Origin of the sequence: Martinezella tropici, assembly GCF_003287875.1 — a bacterium.
Lineage (GTDB): Bacteria > Pseudomonadota > Alphaproteobacteria > Rhizobiales > Rhizobiaceae > Rhizobium > Rhizobium tropici_C.
On the sequence record NZ_QMKK01000054.1, the window covers coordinates 110248 to 126882 of the forward strand.

At 59.9% G+C, this 16635-nt stretch carries 12 protein-coding genes; 2 read left to right on the top strand and 10 right to left on the bottom strand.

What is annotated here, in order from left to right; genetic code table 11:
• From DQ393_RS25835 to DQ393_RS25875, 9 genes are all read right to left on the bottom strand, one after another.
• Nucleotides 1–510: a YHS domain-containing (seleno)protein gene (locus tag DQ393_RS25835; protein ID WP_112344553.1), complete on the bottom strand. Its 510-nt coding sequence runs from the start codon at nucleotides 508–510 to the stop codon at nucleotides 1–3.
• A 36-nt stretch (nucleotides 511–546) separates the two neighbouring features.
• Nucleotides 547–1137, bottom strand: a complete 591-nt coding sequence (locus DQ393_RS25840) for an ankyrin repeat domain-containing protein (RefSeq protein WP_112344554.1) — start codon at nucleotides 1135–1137, stop codon at nucleotides 547–549.
• Between the two features lie 458 nt (nucleotides 1138–1595).
• Nucleotides 1596–2738, bottom strand: coding sequence for a fumarylacetoacetate hydrolase family protein (locus tag DQ393_RS25845; RefSeq protein ID WP_112344555.1), 1143 nt, complete (start codon nucleotides 2736–2738; stop codon nucleotides 1596–1598).
• A gap of 180 nt (nucleotides 2739–2918) precedes the next feature.
• On the bottom strand, nucleotides 2919–4289 hold the full coding sequence (locus tag DQ393_RS25850; protein WP_112344556.1) for an alpha-glucosidase/alpha-galactosidase: 1371 nt from the start codon (nucleotides 4287–4289) through the stop codon (nucleotides 2919–2921).
• Nucleotides 4290–4307: 18 nt separating this feature from the next.
• Nucleotides 4308–5978, bottom strand: coding sequence for an ABC transporter ATP-binding protein (locus DQ393_RS25855; RefSeq protein ID WP_112344557.1), 1671 nt, complete (start codon nucleotides 5976–5978; stop codon nucleotides 4308–4310).
• 13 nt (nucleotides 5979–5991) lie between these two features.
• A complete protein-coding gene (locus DQ393_RS25860) occupies nucleotides 5992–7119 on the bottom strand; it encodes an ABC transporter permease (protein WP_112344558.1) in 1128 nt (375 codons plus the stop codon).
• The gene (locus DQ393_RS25865; RefSeq protein ID WP_112344559.1) at nucleotides 7119–8129 is read right to left on the bottom strand and encodes an ABC transporter permease; all 1011 of its coding nucleotides are present in this window, start codon (nucleotides 8127–8129) and stop codon (nucleotides 7119–7121) included. Before DQ393_RS25865 ends, DQ393_RS25860 begins: the two co-directional genes overlap by 1 nt.
• 158 nt (nucleotides 8130–8287) lie before the next feature.
• Nucleotides 8288–10375, bottom strand: a complete 2088-nt coding sequence (locus tag DQ393_RS25870) for an ABC transporter substrate-binding protein (RefSeq protein WP_112344560.1) — start codon at nucleotides 10373–10375, stop codon at nucleotides 8288–8290.
• Nucleotides 10376–10510: 135 nt separating this feature from the next.
• On the bottom strand, nucleotides 10511–11977 hold the full coding sequence (locus DQ393_RS25875; RefSeq protein ID WP_112345173.1) for an alpha-glucosidase/alpha-galactosidase: 1467 nt from the start codon (nucleotides 11975–11977) through the stop codon (nucleotides 10511–10513).
• A 211-nt stretch (nucleotides 11978–12188) separates the two neighbouring features.
• Here DQ393_RS25875 and DQ393_RS25880 point away from each other — a divergent pair, with 211 nt between their 5' ends.
• Together DQ393_RS25880 and DQ393_RS25885 are read left to right on the top strand one after the other, a co-directional pair.
• Nucleotides 12189–13091, top strand: coding sequence for a helix-turn-helix transcriptional regulator (locus tag DQ393_RS25880; RefSeq protein ID WP_112344561.1), 903 nt, complete (start codon nucleotides 12189–12191; stop codon nucleotides 13089–13091).
• Between the two features lie 196 nt (nucleotides 13092–13287).
• Nucleotides 13288–15531, top strand: a complete 2244-nt coding sequence (locus DQ393_RS25885; protein ID WP_112344562.1) for a glycoside hydrolase family 2 protein — start codon at nucleotides 13288–13290, stop codon at nucleotides 15529–15531.
• A 21-nt stretch (nucleotides 15532–15552) separates the two neighbouring features.
• Here DQ393_RS25885 and DQ393_RS25890 read toward each other — a convergent pair whose 3' ends face one another.
• Nucleotides 15553–16464 (bottom strand): GntR family transcriptional regulator, encoded by a 912-nt coding sequence (locus DQ393_RS25890; RefSeq protein ID WP_112344563.1) that lies wholly within the window; start codon nucleotides 16462–16464, stop codon nucleotides 15553–15555.
• Nucleotides 16465–16635: the final 171 nt, after the last annotated feature.

Genomic DNA, 16635 nt, shown 5'->3' on the forward strand with positions numbered 1-16635 from the left:
TCAGTCTGCCGGCGTGTGCTGCCAGTCCTTTTGCATTTTTTCGGAAATCAACGTGTTCTGAACTTCCGACCAATGTTTCTTGGAGTCGATGACCTTTGTCGGCTTTTTCTCGAAGCCGTCGGCGGCACCAGGATCGTAGCTCAGGTACAGCTTGCCATCGATGATGCGCCAGGCATTAGGGTCGATATTGGTGGTCACCGTGCCGAAGGAAACGCCGTCTGCGCAATAGCCGCCGTATTGCGGTGCGTATTTTCCGGGATCGGCGATGAACAGGTCACGATTCTTGGCGCTGGCGAAATGCCACTCGGCACCCAGCCAGCGATGCGAATAGGCCGAGGATCCCTGTACGGCCCTGTTTTCACTGAAATATGCCACCGTATCGTATCCCTTGATCGCGACATCACCGAAATAGCCGGTGTTGACCGGCTCCTCGGCGCAGACCGGCGCGGCAATGGCGATTGCCAAGCCTGCGAAGATCAGTGCGGCGGGTCCTGCCTGTTTGCGAGACATGTATCGGTCCTCCCTTTTCGGGCAGTTGAAGTGGTGCTATTGGCGCTTGGTGCATTCGGCAAAGAGCCAGTCGCCAACGAGATCAGCCTTTTGGCAGACCGCTCCAGCCTTCAGTAGCAGTCCAACGGTATCCCAGTGGGACCGCCATCCGGCCTGGGTCAACGGCGTGTAGCCGTTACGCTCTTTCGCTTCCAGGTCGGCCTTGTGCGCCACCAAGAAGGCTACCACATCGGCTTGCCCTTCCTCGGCAGCAGCATGCAGCGGTGACATGTGGTAGAAGTTCTGGTCGTCATTAACTTTCGCACCTTTCGACACCAGCAGCTCGACCACGTCGAGATGTCCGCCGTAGGCGGCGGCATGCAGCGCGGTAAGGCCGCCTTTGTTACGGCATTCGATATCGGCACCGTTTTCCAGCAATAGCGCGACTATATCCTTATGCCCGGCGAGCGCAGCAATGAGCAGGGGCGGTTCACCGGACTCGTTCGGGACGCCGATATCGATGCCGGCCGCGATCAATTGCGCGACGCGCTCTCGATCGCCGGTCTGGGCGGCGTCATGCAGTGGGTCTGCATAGACGAGCGGCGTCCAGAGTAAAAGGCATGCCATAAATCCGCTGACGACCCTCATCGCAAACCTCGTCCAACAAGACGACCTCACCGGTGCGAAAGAACATCTAACGTATCACGAATACGACGTCGTAATCAAGAAATCGCGCAGCAACGAGTTTAGATGGTGAGTGTTTAAAGGTGTCTTGGGTATCGCCACTCAATATGCGGTAAGAAGATCTGGCGTGAGGACACAGTCGAGCGCAGATTGCATTGCTAAAATAAAATAGCATTGGTTGTTATTACAATGGCGAGATTGCTGCATGGAAAAATGCTGGGGTGTTTAGACTGATTTTGAGCGACTTTCTCCGGCTCTTTGGTTCGACAAATCTGTTGCCCTGAGAAATCAAGATGACGGGCCGTCGGTTCGATTCCCATTGAGAACGGACATCGCGGTTCTCATGAAACCGCACTCTCTTGCCCCGTCTCGTCCATGCCGTCTTCCAAGCGGACAGCCAACTCCCGTCCTTTTTCAAGGTCTCAGATCAATCCTCGCCTGGCGAGGTTGCGCATCAGATGCGAAGTTCCGAACGTCCATGGCGCGCATTCGGTCGACAGCAGCACGCGGTTACGCAGCGCTCCAAGCTTGTCGTTGGAGATGGTAACGATGTCGCCGACCTTGTGGGTGAAGCCTTGGCCGGGCGTGTCGCGATCCTCGACGGGAGCAAATAGCGTTCCCATGAACAGCACGAAGCCGTCGGGATATTGGTGATGGCGACCGATGGTCTGGGAGACGAGATCCAGCGGATCGCGGCTGATTTCCTTCATCGAGGAGCGCCCATGCAGCACATAGCCGTCCTCGCCTTCGACCTTCAGGTCGAGATCGGCATAGCGCACGTCGTCCAGGCCGTAGGTTTCGTCGAACAGGCGGATGAAGGGGCCGATCGAACAAGAGGCGTTGTTGTCCTTCGCCTTGCCGAGCAATAGCGCGGACCGGCCCTCGACATCGCGCAGGTTGACGTCGTTGCCGAGGGTGGCGCCCTTGACTCGGCCCTGGCTGTCGACGGCGAGCACGATTTCCGGCTCTGGATTGTTCCATTTGGAGATCGGATGCAGGCCGACATCCGCGCCTTGCCCGACGGAGGACATGACCTGCGATTTGGAAAAGACTTCGGCATCCGGTCCGATGCCGACTTCGAGATATTGCGACCACACACCCTCCTCGATCAGTGCGGCCTTGACCTTGGCGGCTTCCGGTGAACCGGCTTTCAAGTTGCGCAGGCTGTCGCCGATCAGCGCGGTCACCTTGCCGCGGATCGCTTCGGCAAGATCCGGATTTCCGGCGGCACGCTCCTCGATGACGCGCTCCAGCATCGAGCGGGCGAAAGTGACGCCGCAGGCCTTGATCGCCTGCAGATCGATGGGCGCGAGAAGATGGATGACCAAGTGGTTGGCCTTGGCGGTAAGCAGATCGTCGAGTTTGGCGATGGCTTCGCCTTTCTGTGCACGAATGAAAGCCACCGGATCATCTTTTTCCAGAAGGTCGCGCATGGTCGGCGCGTCCTTCGAGGTGATGTCGTATAGTGTGCCGTCCCGAACGGTGACGAGGGCAGGGCCTTCCACATCCGGGCGCCAGATGCGGCCGACGAATGTTCCGGTGGTGAATGTGTCTGAGCTCGTCATGTCGTTCGTCTCCTCCAAACTGCGTGTGTTTTCTAACCCAGGCAAATGTGCTTTGCCATCCGTTATCGATGCGGTATTCGCCCACGTTTTGGATTTTCACTTTCTTCAATTCGGTTAAAGACGTAAGGCCCCGCAGCAGCGCCGCGGGGCCTTTGGGCCGCAAGCCGGGAGAGAGAGGCTTCAGGCGGCCTGAACCTTGCGATTGCCGCGCGCCCATTCCGGCAGCCAGTCGCCGTGGGCTGTCAGCAGCTCGTCGACCAGCGACCAGATCTGGTCGAGACCGAGCTCGGCTGCCGTGTGCGGATCCATCATCGCAGCGTGATAGATGTGCTCGCGATTTTCAGTCATCAAGGCTTTGACCGTCAGCTCCTGCACATTGATGTTGGTGCGGATCAGGGCCGTCAGCTGCGGCGGCAGGTCGCCGACATGGGTCGGTTGGATGCCGGAGGCGTCGACCAGGCAGGCGACTTCCGCCGCGCAATTGAACGGCAGCGAGGTGATGCAGCCATTGTTGCGGACATTGCCGTAGATGACCGAAGGTTCGCCGGTCCAGACCGAATTGATGATCGACGAGGCATATTCCTTCGATTGCTTGACCTCTATCTTTTCCGCCGTGCGATATTCCTCCGCCTGGCTCTGCCAGCGCGCCACCTGCTCGATGCAGCGCTTCGGATATTCGTCGAGCGGGATGCCGAACTTCTCGATCAGGTCCTCGCGGCCTTCCTTGATGAAATAGGGCGTATATTCGGCGAAGTGCTCGGAGCTTTCGGTGACGAAATAGCCGAGACGGGTCAGCATCTCGTAGCGCACCTTGTTCGGGCAGCGGGGGTTCCAACCAGGCTTCGGCGCGCGTCCTTCGCGATAGGCGCGGACGAGATCGGGATAGAGATTGCGATAAGAACCATCCGGCTGACGATGCTCGAATTCGAGATAGAAGGCCATGTGGTTGATGCCGGCGGAACGATACCGGATCTCGTCATAGGGAATATCGAGATCGTGGGCCAGTTCCATGGCCGTGCCCTGCACGGAATGGCAAAGGCCGACCTGCTTGATATTAGGGTACTTCTCGCCGATCGCCCAGGTGTTGATCGCCATGGGGTTGACATATTGCAGCATGATCGCATTCGGGCAGACGGCGAGCATGTCCTCGCAGATCTTCCAGAGATGCGGAACGGTGCGCAGACCGCGCATGATGCCGCCGACGCCGAGCGTGTCGGCGATCGTCTGGCGCAGGCCATACTTCTTCGGCACCTCGAAATCGGTAACGGTGCAGGGCTCGTAGCCGCCGATCTGGAAGGCGACGACCACGAAGTGCGCGCCGTCGAGCGCCTTGCGCTGGTCGGTGAAGGTCTCGACAGTGGCCGGAGCGCCAAGTGTCGAGGCAAGCTTGCGGGCAACGATGGCGCTTTCGTCCAGCCGCTGCGGATTGATGTCCATCAACGCGATTCTGGCGCCAGCCAGGGCAGGGCGCTGCAAGACGTCGCCGATGATATTCTTCATGAAGACGGTCGAACCGGCTCCGATGAATGTGATCTTGGGAGTGCCTGTCATGTCAAAATCTCCTGAATGCTATGAAGCCACCTCGAACGCCGCTCTGACAAGGCGTTCGGTGTAAGCCGTCTTGGGATGCGATAGAACCTGTTCGACCGGCCCTTCCTCCATGATCTTGCCGTGCTGCATGACAATGACGCGGTGGCAAAGGGCGCGGACGACCTTGAGGTCGTGGGAAATGAAGAGATAGCTCAGACCTTTCTCATCCTGCAGCTTTCGCAGGAGGTCGATGATCTGGGCCTGAACGGAAAGGTCGAGCGCCGAGGTCGGCTCGTCGAGAAGGATGAATTCCGGCTCGAGCGCGATGGCGCGGGCAATTGCGATGCGCTGGCGCTGGCCGCCGGAAAATTCATGCGGGAAGCGCGAGAGAATGTTGGCCGGCATGCCGGCGCTGACGAGCGCTTCCTTAACGCGCTCCAGGCGCTCGGCCTTGTTGGCGCCGAGATTGTTGACCACCAGCCCCTCGCAAATGATCTGGCCGATGGTCATGCGTGGATTGAGTGACGAGAAAGGATCCTGAAAGACGATCTGCATGCGCGAGCGTAAAGGCCGCATCTCGGCGCGAGACCGGCCATGGATCGGCTGCCTGTCGAAGAAAATCTCGCCGCCATCGGCATCGATCAGCCGCAGCAGCGCCTGGCCGAAGGTGGTCTTGCCCGAGCCGGATTCGCCGACAAGGCCGAGCGTCTCGTGGCGGCGCAGCTCGATATTGAGGCTGTCGACGGCGACGAGTTCGCGCATGTCGGGCTTGAAGAAGCTGCCGTGCCGCAGCATGAACGCCACCTTGACGGCCTTGCCTTCGAGAATCGTGTCGCAGTTCGGCGGCAGCGGCTTTGCCTGTCCGCGCGGCTCCGAAGTCAGCAGGTGCTGTGTATAGGGATGCTGCGGGCGCGCAAAGAGTGCCTCCGTCGTATTGTGCTCGCGCATTTCGCCATGCTGCATCACATAGACATAGTCGGAGAACTGGCGCACGACCGTCAGGTCGTGGGTGATCAGGATCACGGCCATGCCGAGCTGCTTCTGCAGGTTGCGGATGAGGTTCAGAATCTGCGCCTGCACGGTGACGTCGAGCGCCGTCGTCGGTTCGTCGGCAATCAGTACGTCCGGGTCGTTGGCGAGCGCCATGGCGATCATCACGCGCTGGCGCTGCCCACCCGAGAGTTGGTGCGGATATTGCTTCAGCCGCGCTTCCGGATCGGGGATCTGCACCTGCTTCAGGAGATCGAGTGCCCGCTTCTCGGCGTCGCGGCGGCTGACCTTGCGGTGGACTCGTATCGCTTCGACGATCTGGCTGCCGATGGTGTAGATCGGATTGAGTGAGCTCATCGGCTCCTGGAAGATCATCGAGATGCGGTCGCCGCGCAGTTGCCGGCGCGCACGCTCGGAGAATTTCAGCACGTTCTTGCCATCATAATGCACGGCGGACTTGTCGGAGACGACGGCGCGCTTGGTCAGCAGGCCCATGAGGGTGCGGGCGGTCACCGATTTTCCCGAGCCGGATTCGCCGACGATGGCGATGGTCTCGCCGCGATAAAGCTGGAAGGTGATGTCCTTGACAGCATCGACCATGCCGTCCTCGACCTTGAACTTGACGGCAATGTTGCGGGCGTCGATGACGGGCGCGGCTGTCTTGTTCGCGGCATCGAGCCGCGTGTCGGGAGCGAAGGAATTGACGAGTGCAAGAGCCATATCCATTCTCCTCTCAATAGGGATCGATCGCGTCGCGCAGGCCGTCGCCAAGGGCATTGAAGGCGAAGACGGTAACGAGAACGAAAGCGACGGGCGTGAGGATCCAGGGATAGGAGCCGATGACCGAATAGGTCGACGTATCCTGCAGCATCAGACCCCAGGAGATCAGCGGCGGTTTGACGGCAAAGCCGAGGAAGCCGAGGAAGGATTCCAGCAGCACGACACTCGGGATCGCGAGCGTCACGGTCACGATCACGTGGCTCATGACGTTCGGGAAAATATGCTGCAGGATGATGCGCCGATCGGTCGCGCCGACCGCCATGGCCGCCCGGACATAATCGATGCGCGCCAGAGCCAGCGTCTTGCCGCGCACCTCGCGCGACATCTGCGCCCAGCCGAGCGCCGACATGACGATGATGACGAAGGCGAGGAAGACGTTGGTCGGAGCCGTCACTGGGATCAGCGAGGTCAGTGCCAGGTAGAGCGGCAGCTGCGGGAAAGCCAGTACCACTTCGACGAAACGCTGGATCCAGGCATCGAGCGTGCCGCCGAAATAGCCGGATATCATGCCGACAGCAGTGCCGACGACGGTGACGATGGCAACCACCGTCAAGGCGATCATCAAGGAGATGCGCGAACCGTAAATGGCGCGGGACAGCACATCCCGGCCGAATTTGTCCGTGCCGAGGAAATGGACGGGGCCGCCATCGGTGGCGCCGAAGAGATGCCGGTCACCGGGGATAAGGCCGAAGAGATGGTAGGGGTCGCCCTTGACGAAGAGACCAAGCAGGCGAGGGTGATCGTAATCCGGTCCGACGATCGGCTGGAATGTGACCGGATCGAGATCGCTGGTCTCGGCAAGCGCGTAGACCCGAGGCTGGAGGACGAAGTTGCCATCCTTGTCGTGAAAGCTGATGACCTGCGGCGGCGCGAAGCCGGTATCGGTCGCCTTCGGGTCGAGCGGTGCGATGAATTCGGCGAAGATCGCCATCAGCAGGAGCAGGACGACGAGGGTAAGGCCGCCCATGCCGGTCCAGGAGCGCTTCAGGCGACGCCAGACCAGCGCGATGTAGCTCTCGTTGCCGCTCTTCTGCTTGATCTTCTCTTCGGGCGGCGGCGGGGCGTTGCTGAAGGCCAGCATCAGTGGATCCCTCCCTGTTGGCGCACACGTGGATCGAGCAGGGCAAGCAACACGTCGGCGATGATGTTGCCGACGATGAGGGTTGCCGAAAGCACCATCATGAAGGTTGCGGTCACGTAGACGTCGCCGACCGCCATCGAGCCGACGATCGCCGGCCCGACCGTCGGCAGCGTGAAGATGATCGCGGTCTCGATCTCGCCGGTCAGCATATAGGGCAGAACCACGCCCTGATACATGATCAGAGGATGCAGCGCATTCGGTACGGCATGGCGCATGACGACGGCGCCGCCGGAAAGGCCTTTGGCGCGCGCCGTCTCGACATATTGGGCATTCAGCGTATCGAGCAGGTTGCCGCGCATGATGCGCATATTGTAGGCGAGGCCGCCGAAGGTGGCGATCGCGACGACCGGCCAGACATGCTTGACGAGATCGACGAATTTGGCCCAGGACCAGGGCGCGCCGCCATATTGCGGCGAGAAGAAGCTGCCGATCTCCGAGACGTTGAGCTGGAAGACGAGGAGATAGACGATGATCAGCGCCATCAGGAAGCGCGGCACCGTCATGCCGAGGAAGGAGATGCCGGCAAGCAGATTGTCGATCCAGCTATATTGCCGCGTCGCCGCCCATATGCCGAAGCCGATGCCGAGAATCGATGCCAGGATGTGGCACACCAGCGCCAAGGCCAGGGTGCGCGGCAGGCGCTCGCCGACGACATCGGCCACCGGCTTGTTGTAGACCATGCTGTAGCCGAAATCGCCCCTGGTGACGATGCCGCCGATCCAGTTGAAATACTGGACGATCATCGGCTTGTCCAAGCCATGTTCCTTGCGATAGGCCTGCGCCTGGGCATCGGCCTGCTCGAAGGACGCACCGCCCTGGTTTATCAGTTGCGAGCGGATGTAATCGGCATAATCGCCCGGCGGGGCTTGGATGATGGCGAAGGTCACCACGCTCAGGATCAGGAGCACGGGAACGGCGGACGCTATGCGAACGAGCAGGAATCGTAACATCGGACGGTTCGCTTCTCTTGATGCTGTCGACAATCGCGATCCGGTGAGGACGATATGCGCCAGCGGTTCATGTTTGTCCGGCGATGCTGATCGCTGGAATGCTTCGGATTTCCACGACAGCCGGCGTCATGCCGGCTGCCATGGGGTCGTTTGGAACCTTATTTGATCGGGCCGGCGCCGCCCGGGGCGCCCGGCAGTTCCTCGGGGAACAGCTCGTATTTGCCCTGTTTGTCTGCCGCTACCCAGAGGCGTTCACGGATGATGGAATCTTCAGCCCAGTTGAACAGGAAGATCGGTGTGCCCGGAGGAACGTTGGAGAAGCGCTTGTTGATGATGAGAGCTCCCGGATATTCGGTCAGGCCGATATTGTAGAGATGCTCCGTCGAGATCTTCTGGAACTGCTTCATCAACGCCACGCGTTCGTCATTGTCCTTCGACGTGATGAACTTGTTGACGACATCGACCATGTCCTTTTCGAAGGGCATCAGATCCAGCTGTCCGCTTTCCGGGGCGCGGTGGTTCCAGCTTGTGCGCGGGCCGACCGGTGCCAGCTGCTCGGTGTTCTGCACGACCGAGGCAAGCTCCGTGGTGTTGCGACGCACCATCCAGTCGAAGCGGCCGCTGTAGTTGGCATCGTCGCGCTTAGGACCGACCAGCGCATTGATGATGACGCGTAGCCCGAGCTTTTCCATCTGGCTGACGACGCCCTCGGCAAGGCTCTTGTCGGTGGTGTAGTCGCTGCTGACCAGCAGGGTGATCTCCACATCCTTGCCGCCGTTGACGCCGGCTGGGAAGTTGACGATACCGTCGCCATCAGTATCCTTCAGTCCGGCCTTTGCCAGCTCGGCCTTCGCAGCAGCGAGATCGAACGGGTAATAGACGGTGGAATTGCGATCATAGAAGCTGCTGCCGGAGGATAGGCCACCCGGATAGATCGCCGTGAACGGTCCCTTGACCAGCGACTCCCCGAGCGCTTTGCGATCGAGCGCCATGGTGACGGCCTTGCGGAAATCCTCGTTGCGGTTCAAGTCACGTACCGCCTGTGCACGCGCGTCCGGATTGCCCCAGCCATTGGCGGAGAAATTCATCTGCAGGTTATAGCCGATGAGGCGGGGACCGAAGGCGAGACGGGCCGGAGCATCCGGCTGTGCGGCGCGCTTCAGAGAGGCGACGAAGTTTTCCGGCTGCTCGAGGTTCGACAGATCGCCGGAGCCGGCAACCGCCTGCACGTCGCGGTCTGCCCAGGTCGAGAGCTTGTAGTGCAACTCGTTGAGGTAAGGCAGCTGATTGCCCTTTTCGTCGACCTTCCAGTAATAGGGATTGCGGCGCATGACGATGATGTCGTCGGAACGATATTCGACCGGCACCCAGCCACCCATGACCGGCATGTTCATATATTCCGGCGGGAAGGCGTTCTTGAACTGGTCGTAGGTATTCTTGGAATATTTCGGGTGCTGCGGCTTGAGGATATGTGATGGGCCCGGGCAGAAGCTGGGGTAGGCCATCGTGTAGAGATACTGTTTCGGGAAGGCATCCTTGAAGGTCCACTCGATCGTGTAATCGTCGATTTTCTTCAGCGTCGTTCCCTCGCCGAACGCTTCCGGCGATGCGCCGCCGCCAAGCGGCGAGACATTCGGATCGATGACCTCGTCATCCCAGTAGAACATGATGTCGTCGGCGTTGAAGGGCGCGCCATCGGACCATTTCGCGCCCTCGATGAGGTGCATGGTGAGCTTATGGCCATCGGGGGACCATTCCCAGCTCTTGGCGAGGTTCGGTAGTGGTTCGGTATCCTTCGCCTCGACCTGAAACAGGGGAGCCGTGCGCGTCAGGCACTCCGAAAGGCCGATGTCGATGCCGCCCCAGCCCTGCGTCTGGCCGGCGCCGTAGTTCCAGCCCTCCGGCCGGCCGCCGATGACATGACGCAGCGTGTCGCCATAGACACCGATGCCGTCGGGCATGTTGCCGGTTTTGAACACGAGCGGCTCTTTCGGCAGACGATCCTTGACGGGCGGCAGTTTGCCGGTCTTGACGAACTTCTCCGTCACCCAGGCAGGCTCGTGATATTCCGGCAGCGCCTTGAACTCCAGAATGGAGTTGCGCTCGACATATTTGATCTTTCCTTCCGCCGGGAAGACCGGTGGAACGGGTGGCACAGTCGGTTCGGCCGCATGGGCGCTGATCGCGATTGCGGATGTGGCAATCGTCAACGCAGCCAGAAGGCCGATCGGTCGAAAATGTCTCATCTTTTCTCTCTCCCTAAATCGCGAGCGTTCCGTTCGAGACCTCGCTTTCCTCCTTTGAAACGAAAGATGGCTGGTTGAAGCGGGACATCCCCTTAAGATCCCGCCTCAACCTTCACCTCCCGGCCTGCCTGTTCGTCAGCCAGCCTGTTTCAAGGCTGCTTTCTCTGCGCGCAACTCCTCGATCGAGCGAACGTTGCGGCTCGCCGCGCCCTTCCAGTCGCGTGTCTTGACCTTGCCGCGCGACAGGCGCTCCTTCGCCTCATCCACGGCATGCGCATATTGCGGCAGCCAGCGCGCTTCCGCGACGACCATTTCGTCGACCATCTGCCAAACCTCCTCCGGTGTGGCGACGGCGCCCACCAGCGGGTCGTGCAATACGGCGAGTTTCAAGAGATCGATGTCGCCGCCGATGGCGGCATGGACCGACATGCGCTGAACGTTGATCGAAGAAATGCAGGTGGCAGCGCACGCCTCGGGCAGGGTGATGCCCGCCACCATGTTGATGCCGAAGCGATCGACGAAGCCGGGCGACTCGATGATGGCGTCGCTTGGCAGGTTGGTGATGACGCCATTGTTCTTGACGTTGAAATGGCCGCGATAGACGCGATTGGTTTCCAGCGCTTCGAGAATATGGCTGGCATGCTCGTTGGAGCGCCGTGTCGGGTCGATCGGCTGCGAGGCGCTGTCGAGGATCTGCTGGAATTCCGTCTCGAACCAGTTGCGCGTTTCGGTGGAGTGACGCAGATAGCCGCCGGTCTCGCCATGGATCCAGTCCGACATGTCGATCCATTTGTTGATCTCGTCGGGGCGCTTGCGATACCACGGCAGGTATTCCGACAGGTGTCCGTTGCTCTCCGTCGAATAGACGCCGAAACGCTTCAGCACATCGATACGCAGCTTTTCCTGCTGTGAATAGACCGGATGCGCCTCGAAGGCGGCGATCAGCTCGTCCTTGCCGATCTTGCGGCCGTTGAGGCGCAGGTCGACGAACCAGGTCTGGTGGTTGATGCCCGAGCAGATATAGTCGAGCTCGCGCTTGTCCTTGGCGCCGAGCACCTCGGCGATCTGTTCGGCGCCATGCTGGACGCCGTGGCAAAGGCCGATCGTATCGACCTTGCCGTATTCGATCGCCGCCCAGGTGTTCATCGCCATCGGGTTGGCATAGTTCAAGAATTTGGCGCCGCTCTCGGCGACCTCGCGGATATCCTTGCAGAAATCAAGGATGACCGGGATGTTGCGCTGGCCGTAAAGAATGCCGCCGGCGCAGATCGTGTCGCCGACGCACTGATCGATACCGTATTTCAGCGGAATACGGATATCTTCGGCGTAAGCCTCCAAGCCGCCGACCCGCACGCAGCTGATGACATAGCGTGCGCCTTCCAGCGCCTTGCGGCGATCCGTGGTGGCGGTGACGCGCGTCGGCAGCCTGTTGGATTCAACGATCCGGTCGAGGATCGCCTTGATCATCGTCAGATTGTGCTCACTCAGATCCGTCAGCGCGAACTCGACATCGCGGAATTCCGGGACGCAGAGAATGTCGGTGAACAGCTTTTTCGTGAAGCCGACGCTGCCGGCGCCGATAATAGCGATTTTGAAACTCATGATCCTCACCTTCAAGTCGATCGAACAAGCAGCGGCAGGGGAAATCGACAGCGTTTTTGTCCATTGTCGCATCGGTTGCGGAACGGGCCGAAATCGAGATTTTTCCTCCGATCGCCGTTCCTCGCCGGCGAGCATGCGCTGTTTTCTGGCGGGATTATGCCTATAATCGCCGAGGCGAACAGAGAACTATTATGCTTTTGAGGGTAATTTTGTGCTGCAGGAATTGATCGATAACGGACAGGTCATGCGGACGGTTTCACTGCCGCGTGGACGCCACCGATTGCACGCCATGCCAACCAGTGCGGGATATGAAGTGCGCTATGATGAACCCTATGATTGGGATGGACGGCGGCGCGGCCTGACACCGTTCACCGTGCTGCAGCACACGATCAGCGGCACGGGGCGCATGCGTTATGAAAGCCGCAATTATCGCGTCAATGCCGGCGACACACTGCTCGTTCTCGTACCGCATAATCACCGCTATTGGCTGGAGAAGGGGGAGCGTTGGGAATATTTCTGGATTTCCATGAACGGCGAGGAAGCGTTGCGCATCCATCGCCTGATTCTCGCCGCAGCCGGTCCGGTGTTGAAGCTACAGCAGGCGACCATCGATCATCTTGCCGATTGCAGCCTTCGGCTCGTAAAGGGCGCCACGACGCCGGCTTCGGCTTCGGCCATCGCCTATGAGGCGGCCATGGCGCTCTATGACGACGTCTTCGGCTCGCATGCCTTTGCCGCCGACCGCTCTGTCATGCAGATCGTCATCGACTACATCAATGCCAATCTCGACAAGCCGCTGCCAGTCGAAGAGCTGGCGAAGGTGGGCGGCCTCAGCCGCGCGCATTTTTCGCGCGTCTTCGCCGAGAGCGAAGGCGTGCCGCCGGCGGAATTCGTTTTGCAGCAGCGCATGCAGCGCGCGGCGAAGCTGCTGACGAAGGCCGCCTTCATCCCGGTCAAGGAAGTCGCGATCATGTCGGGCTTCGACGATGCCAATTATTTCTCCAAGGTGTTTCGCCGCATCTACGGCATCAATCCGACGGAGTTCCGCACGACGGGCATGTATGCCGCGGTGCGCAGTCCGGTCGAGGAGACGAAGAATGCACGGAGCCGATAGATCCGTGATAGGTCGGCATTCTTGCCATCGCTTGCTTGTCTTGAAAATGGAAATCCGCCAACCGGTCGCATTGCACAACGGCGGCGAGCCTGTATAGATATTGCCCCGCGGCGTCCCGCCTGCCTCGCCGCGCGCCTGACTTCCCAGCAACATCTGTTCGTCCCCGCCGCGACGGGCTTAATCGATAGGATTGAATATGCGTTCTGTTGTCGCCTTCAACGAATCCTGGACGTTTCGCGAAGGATTTTCGCCCAGGGATGTCGGCCGCCCGCAGGACGGACAGCAGGTCACTCTGCCGCATACGGCCGTCGAACTGCCTTTCAACTATTTCGACGAGAAATCCTATCAGCGCGCCTTCACCTATCAGAAAATAATGGAGTGGGACGACACATTCGCCGGGCGGGAGATATCGCTGATCTTTGATGCGGCCATGGCCGACGCCGTTGTTTATCTGAACGGCGAGGAGGTTGTTGCTCATAAAGATGGCTATACGCCCTTCGAGGCGCGCCTGACCGGCCGCCTGCGTCAGGGCAAAAACCTCATCACGGTCAAGATCGATGGCAGCGAGAACCGGGAGATACCGCCTTTCGGCGGTCGGATCGATTACCTGACCTATGCCGGCATCTATCGTGATGTCTGGTTGAAGCTGACCGATCCGGTCTCGGTTGCCAATATCAAGATCGAAACCGCCGATGTCCTTTCCGACCGCAAATCCGCGACGGTGCGCTGCGACATCTCCAATCCGCAAAATCTCGCTTTTAAGGGGACGGTGACCGTTACTCTACGCTCTGTGGACGGAGCAACCATCGCTTCCGGTGAGGCTGACACATCCGGTGAAAGCGTGAAGCTCAGCTTTGCCGGGCTTTCCGGCCTTTCGCTTTGGGAACTCGACGATCCGGTTCTTTATTCGGCCGAAGTGGAGCTTGCGAGCGATCACGGCGCGGACCGTCATGCCGCGGCCTTTGGCTTCCGCACGGCAGGCTTCACAGCGGAAGGCTTCCTGCTGAACGGCAAGAAGCTGAAGCTGCGCGGGCTCAACCGCCATCAGGCCTTTCCCTATGTCGGCTATGCGATGGGCCGCTCTGCCCAGGAGCGCGACGCTGAAATCATGAAGCGCACCCTGAAATGCAACATCGTGCGCACCTCGCACTATCCGCAATCGAAGTGGTTCCTCGATCATTGCGACCGCATCGGCCTGCTGGTCTTCGAGGAAATCCCCGGTTGGCAGCATATCGGCGATAAGGAATGGCAGCAGGAATCGATCCGCAACGTGCGCCGAATGATCGAACGCGACTGGAATCACCCATCGATCGTCATCTGGGGCGTGCGCATCAACGAGTCCCAGGATTCGCATGATTTCTACACCGAGACGAACCGCTTGGCGCGCGAGCTCGATCCGACACGTCAGACCGGCGGCGTGCGTTACATCACCGAGAGCGAGATGCTCGAGGACGTCTACACCATGAATGATTTCATCCTCGGCAACGAGGAGTTGCCGGGTGCCAACCGGCCGCGCACGCCGCTCAGGCCGCAGCAGGAAAATACCGGCCTTTCCAAGGATGTGCCCTATCTGATCACCGAATTCGGCGGCCATATGTATCCGACGAAGATCTACGATCAGGAGCAGCGCCAGGCCGAGCATGTCCGCCGGCATCTGGAAGTGCTGAACGCCGCCTATGGCGACCCCTCGATATCAGGCGCCATTGGCTGGTGCATGTTCGACTACAATACCCATAGCGATTTCGGCTCGGGCGATCGCATCTGCTATCACGGCGTGATGGACATGTTCCGCGAGCCGAAATTCGCCGCTTATGTCTATGCCAGCCAGTGCGAGCCCGCCGAAGAGATCGTCATGAAGCCGGTGACGATCTGGGCGCGCGGCGAGCGCAATATCGGCGGCGCGCTGCCGTTGATCGTTCTGACCAATTGCGATGAGGTCGAGCTGCGTTACGGCTCGCTGACCAAGCGTCTCGGCCCGGACCGGGAGACTTTCCCGCACCTACCGCATCCTCCCGTCGTCTTCGATCACCGTTCCTTCACTCCGGACGAGCTCGGCGTATGGGGAATGGAATGGGAAGACGTGCATTTCACCGGCTATATCGGCGGCAGAAAGGTTGTCGAGCAGCATATGGTCGCCAATCCGCTGCCGGCGTCGCTTCAGGTCGAAGCCGATGCCGATACCTTGCGCGCAGGCGAGCGCGATGCGGTGCGCGTCATCGTGCGTGCGCTCGATCAGGCCGGCTCGCGTCTGCCTTTCCTCAATGAGGCCGTCACGATCAAGGTCGAAGGTCCGGCGAAGGTTATCGGGCCGGAAACGGTGGCATTCCAGGGCGGGACCACAGGTTTCTGGCTGCAGGCAATCGGAGAAGCCGGTGCGATCAGGCTGGAAGTCTCGTCTCCGCGCTTTGCCAGCCAAAGCCTGAGCTTCACGGCGAAATAAGCGAACGGCCGGCTCCCGTCGTCACGCGGCGGAGCCGGCAATTTCTCCCGGAACCTGCGGGATCGACTGCAGCAGCGTCTGTCGTGCCGAAGCAAGATGCTGACGGCAGGCAGCGTCGATCCTCTGCTGGTCGCGCGATTGCAGCGCTTCGATATAGTCGAGATGCTCCACTATGGCGCGGGCATTGCGCTCGCGTGCGAAAGCCTTGTTCCACTGATAGTGATAGTGAAAAATGATGGCGATGACGTCGTAGAACTCGGTGATGAAGCGATTCTTCGAGGCGCGATGGATGAGAAGGTGAAATTTTTCGTCGAGGCGCGAGAAATCGCGGTAATGCGCGTCGAAATCTTTGAGCAGCTCGTGGTGTTCCTGCTCGATCGCCTTGAGATCCTCCCAGGCGTGATGATTGGCAGGCAAGCGGCCGAACTCGGCTGCGGAATGCAGCTCGAACATTTCCCGCACGTCAGCAAGTTCGAGCGCGAATTCGCTGGTGAAGCCCTTGAGAATCCAGTGGCTGTTCGGCCGTTTCTCGATCAGGCCGAAGCGGCTGAATCGGATGAGAAATTCACGAACGACCGACGTGCCAGTGCCGATTTCGCGCGCCAGTTCCAGCTCGTTGATCTGCATGCCGGGCTGGGCTTCATCGGACATGATGCGCACCATGAAGCTGCGCTCGATGATATCGTGCAGTGAATCGGTTTCCTCCTTGGGAAAGAAATCGGCCTCGGTCGGCTGGCGCAGTACAACCTTCTGCCGCTTGTTCCAGAGAATGATGCCGGCGTCGCTGAGACGCATCAGGATCGCCCGCGCCGTGCTGCGGCTGACGCCGAGCTCGGCTGCGATTTCAGGCTCGCTCGGCAGTTCGGTATCGAGCTTCAGGCGGGCTGCATAGCGATTGTAGGCTTCCTTGAAGAGCGTGTTTTGCCTTGCCATTTCCCCCTCGCGTATCGTCACCGCTCTTTGCTGGCGGCGCTGTCTGAACCATGTTCCGATGGCAGTCAATTGCAGGAGTTATGTCGAAACCGCTGTTTCCGTCGTCTCCCGTGACGGTCCCTATGATTTCCTCGTTGACACCAAAATGTTTATTGTAGATAAAAAACAAAA

What these genes read in the sequence shown, in the direction of transcription:
- DQ393_RS25835 (WP_112344553.1), bottom strand. Translation starts at nt 510, where the DNA reads ATGTCTCGCAAACAGGCAGGACCCGCCGCACTGATCTTCGCAGGCTTG.
- DQ393_RS25840 (WP_112344554.1), bottom strand. Translation starts at nt 1,137, where the DNA reads ATGAGGGTCGTCAGCGGATTTATGGCATGCCTTTTACTCTGGACGCCG.
- DQ393_RS25845 (WP_112344555.1), bottom strand. Translation starts at nt 2,738, where the DNA reads ATGACGAGCTCAGACACATTCACCACCGGAACATTCGTCGGCCGCATC.
- DQ393_RS25850 (WP_112344556.1), bottom strand. Translation starts at nt 4,289, where the DNA reads ATGACAGGCACTCCCAAGATCACATTCATCGGAGCCGGTTCGACCGTC.
- DQ393_RS25855 (WP_112344557.1), bottom strand. Translation starts at nt 5,978, where the DNA reads ATGGCTCTTGCACTCGTCAATTCCTTCGCTCCCGACACGCGGCTCGAT.
- DQ393_RS25860 (WP_112344558.1), bottom strand. Translation starts at nt 7,119, where the DNA reads ATGCTGGCCTTCAGCAACGCCCCGCCGCCGCCCGAAGAGAAGATCAAG.
- DQ393_RS25865 (WP_112344559.1), bottom strand. Translation starts at nt 8,129, where the DNA reads ATGTTACGATTCCTGCTCGTTCGCATAGCGTCCGCCGTTCCCGTGCTC.
- DQ393_RS25870 (WP_112344560.1), bottom strand. Translation starts at nt 10,375, where the DNA reads ATGAGACATTTTCGACCGATCGGCCTTCTGGCTGCGTTGACGATTGCC.
- DQ393_RS25875 (WP_112345173.1), bottom strand. Translation starts at nt 11,977, where the DNA reads ATGAGTTTCAAAATCGCTATTATCGGCGCCGGCAGCGTCGGCTTCACG.
- DQ393_RS25885 (WP_112344562.1), top strand. Translation starts at nt 13,288, where the DNA reads ATGCGTTCTGTTGTCGCCTTCAACGAATCCTGGACGTTTCGCGAAGGA.
- DQ393_RS25890 (WP_112344563.1), bottom strand. Translation starts at nt 16,464, where the DNA reads ATGGCAAGGCAAAACACGCTCTTCAAGGAAGCCTACAATCGCTATGCA.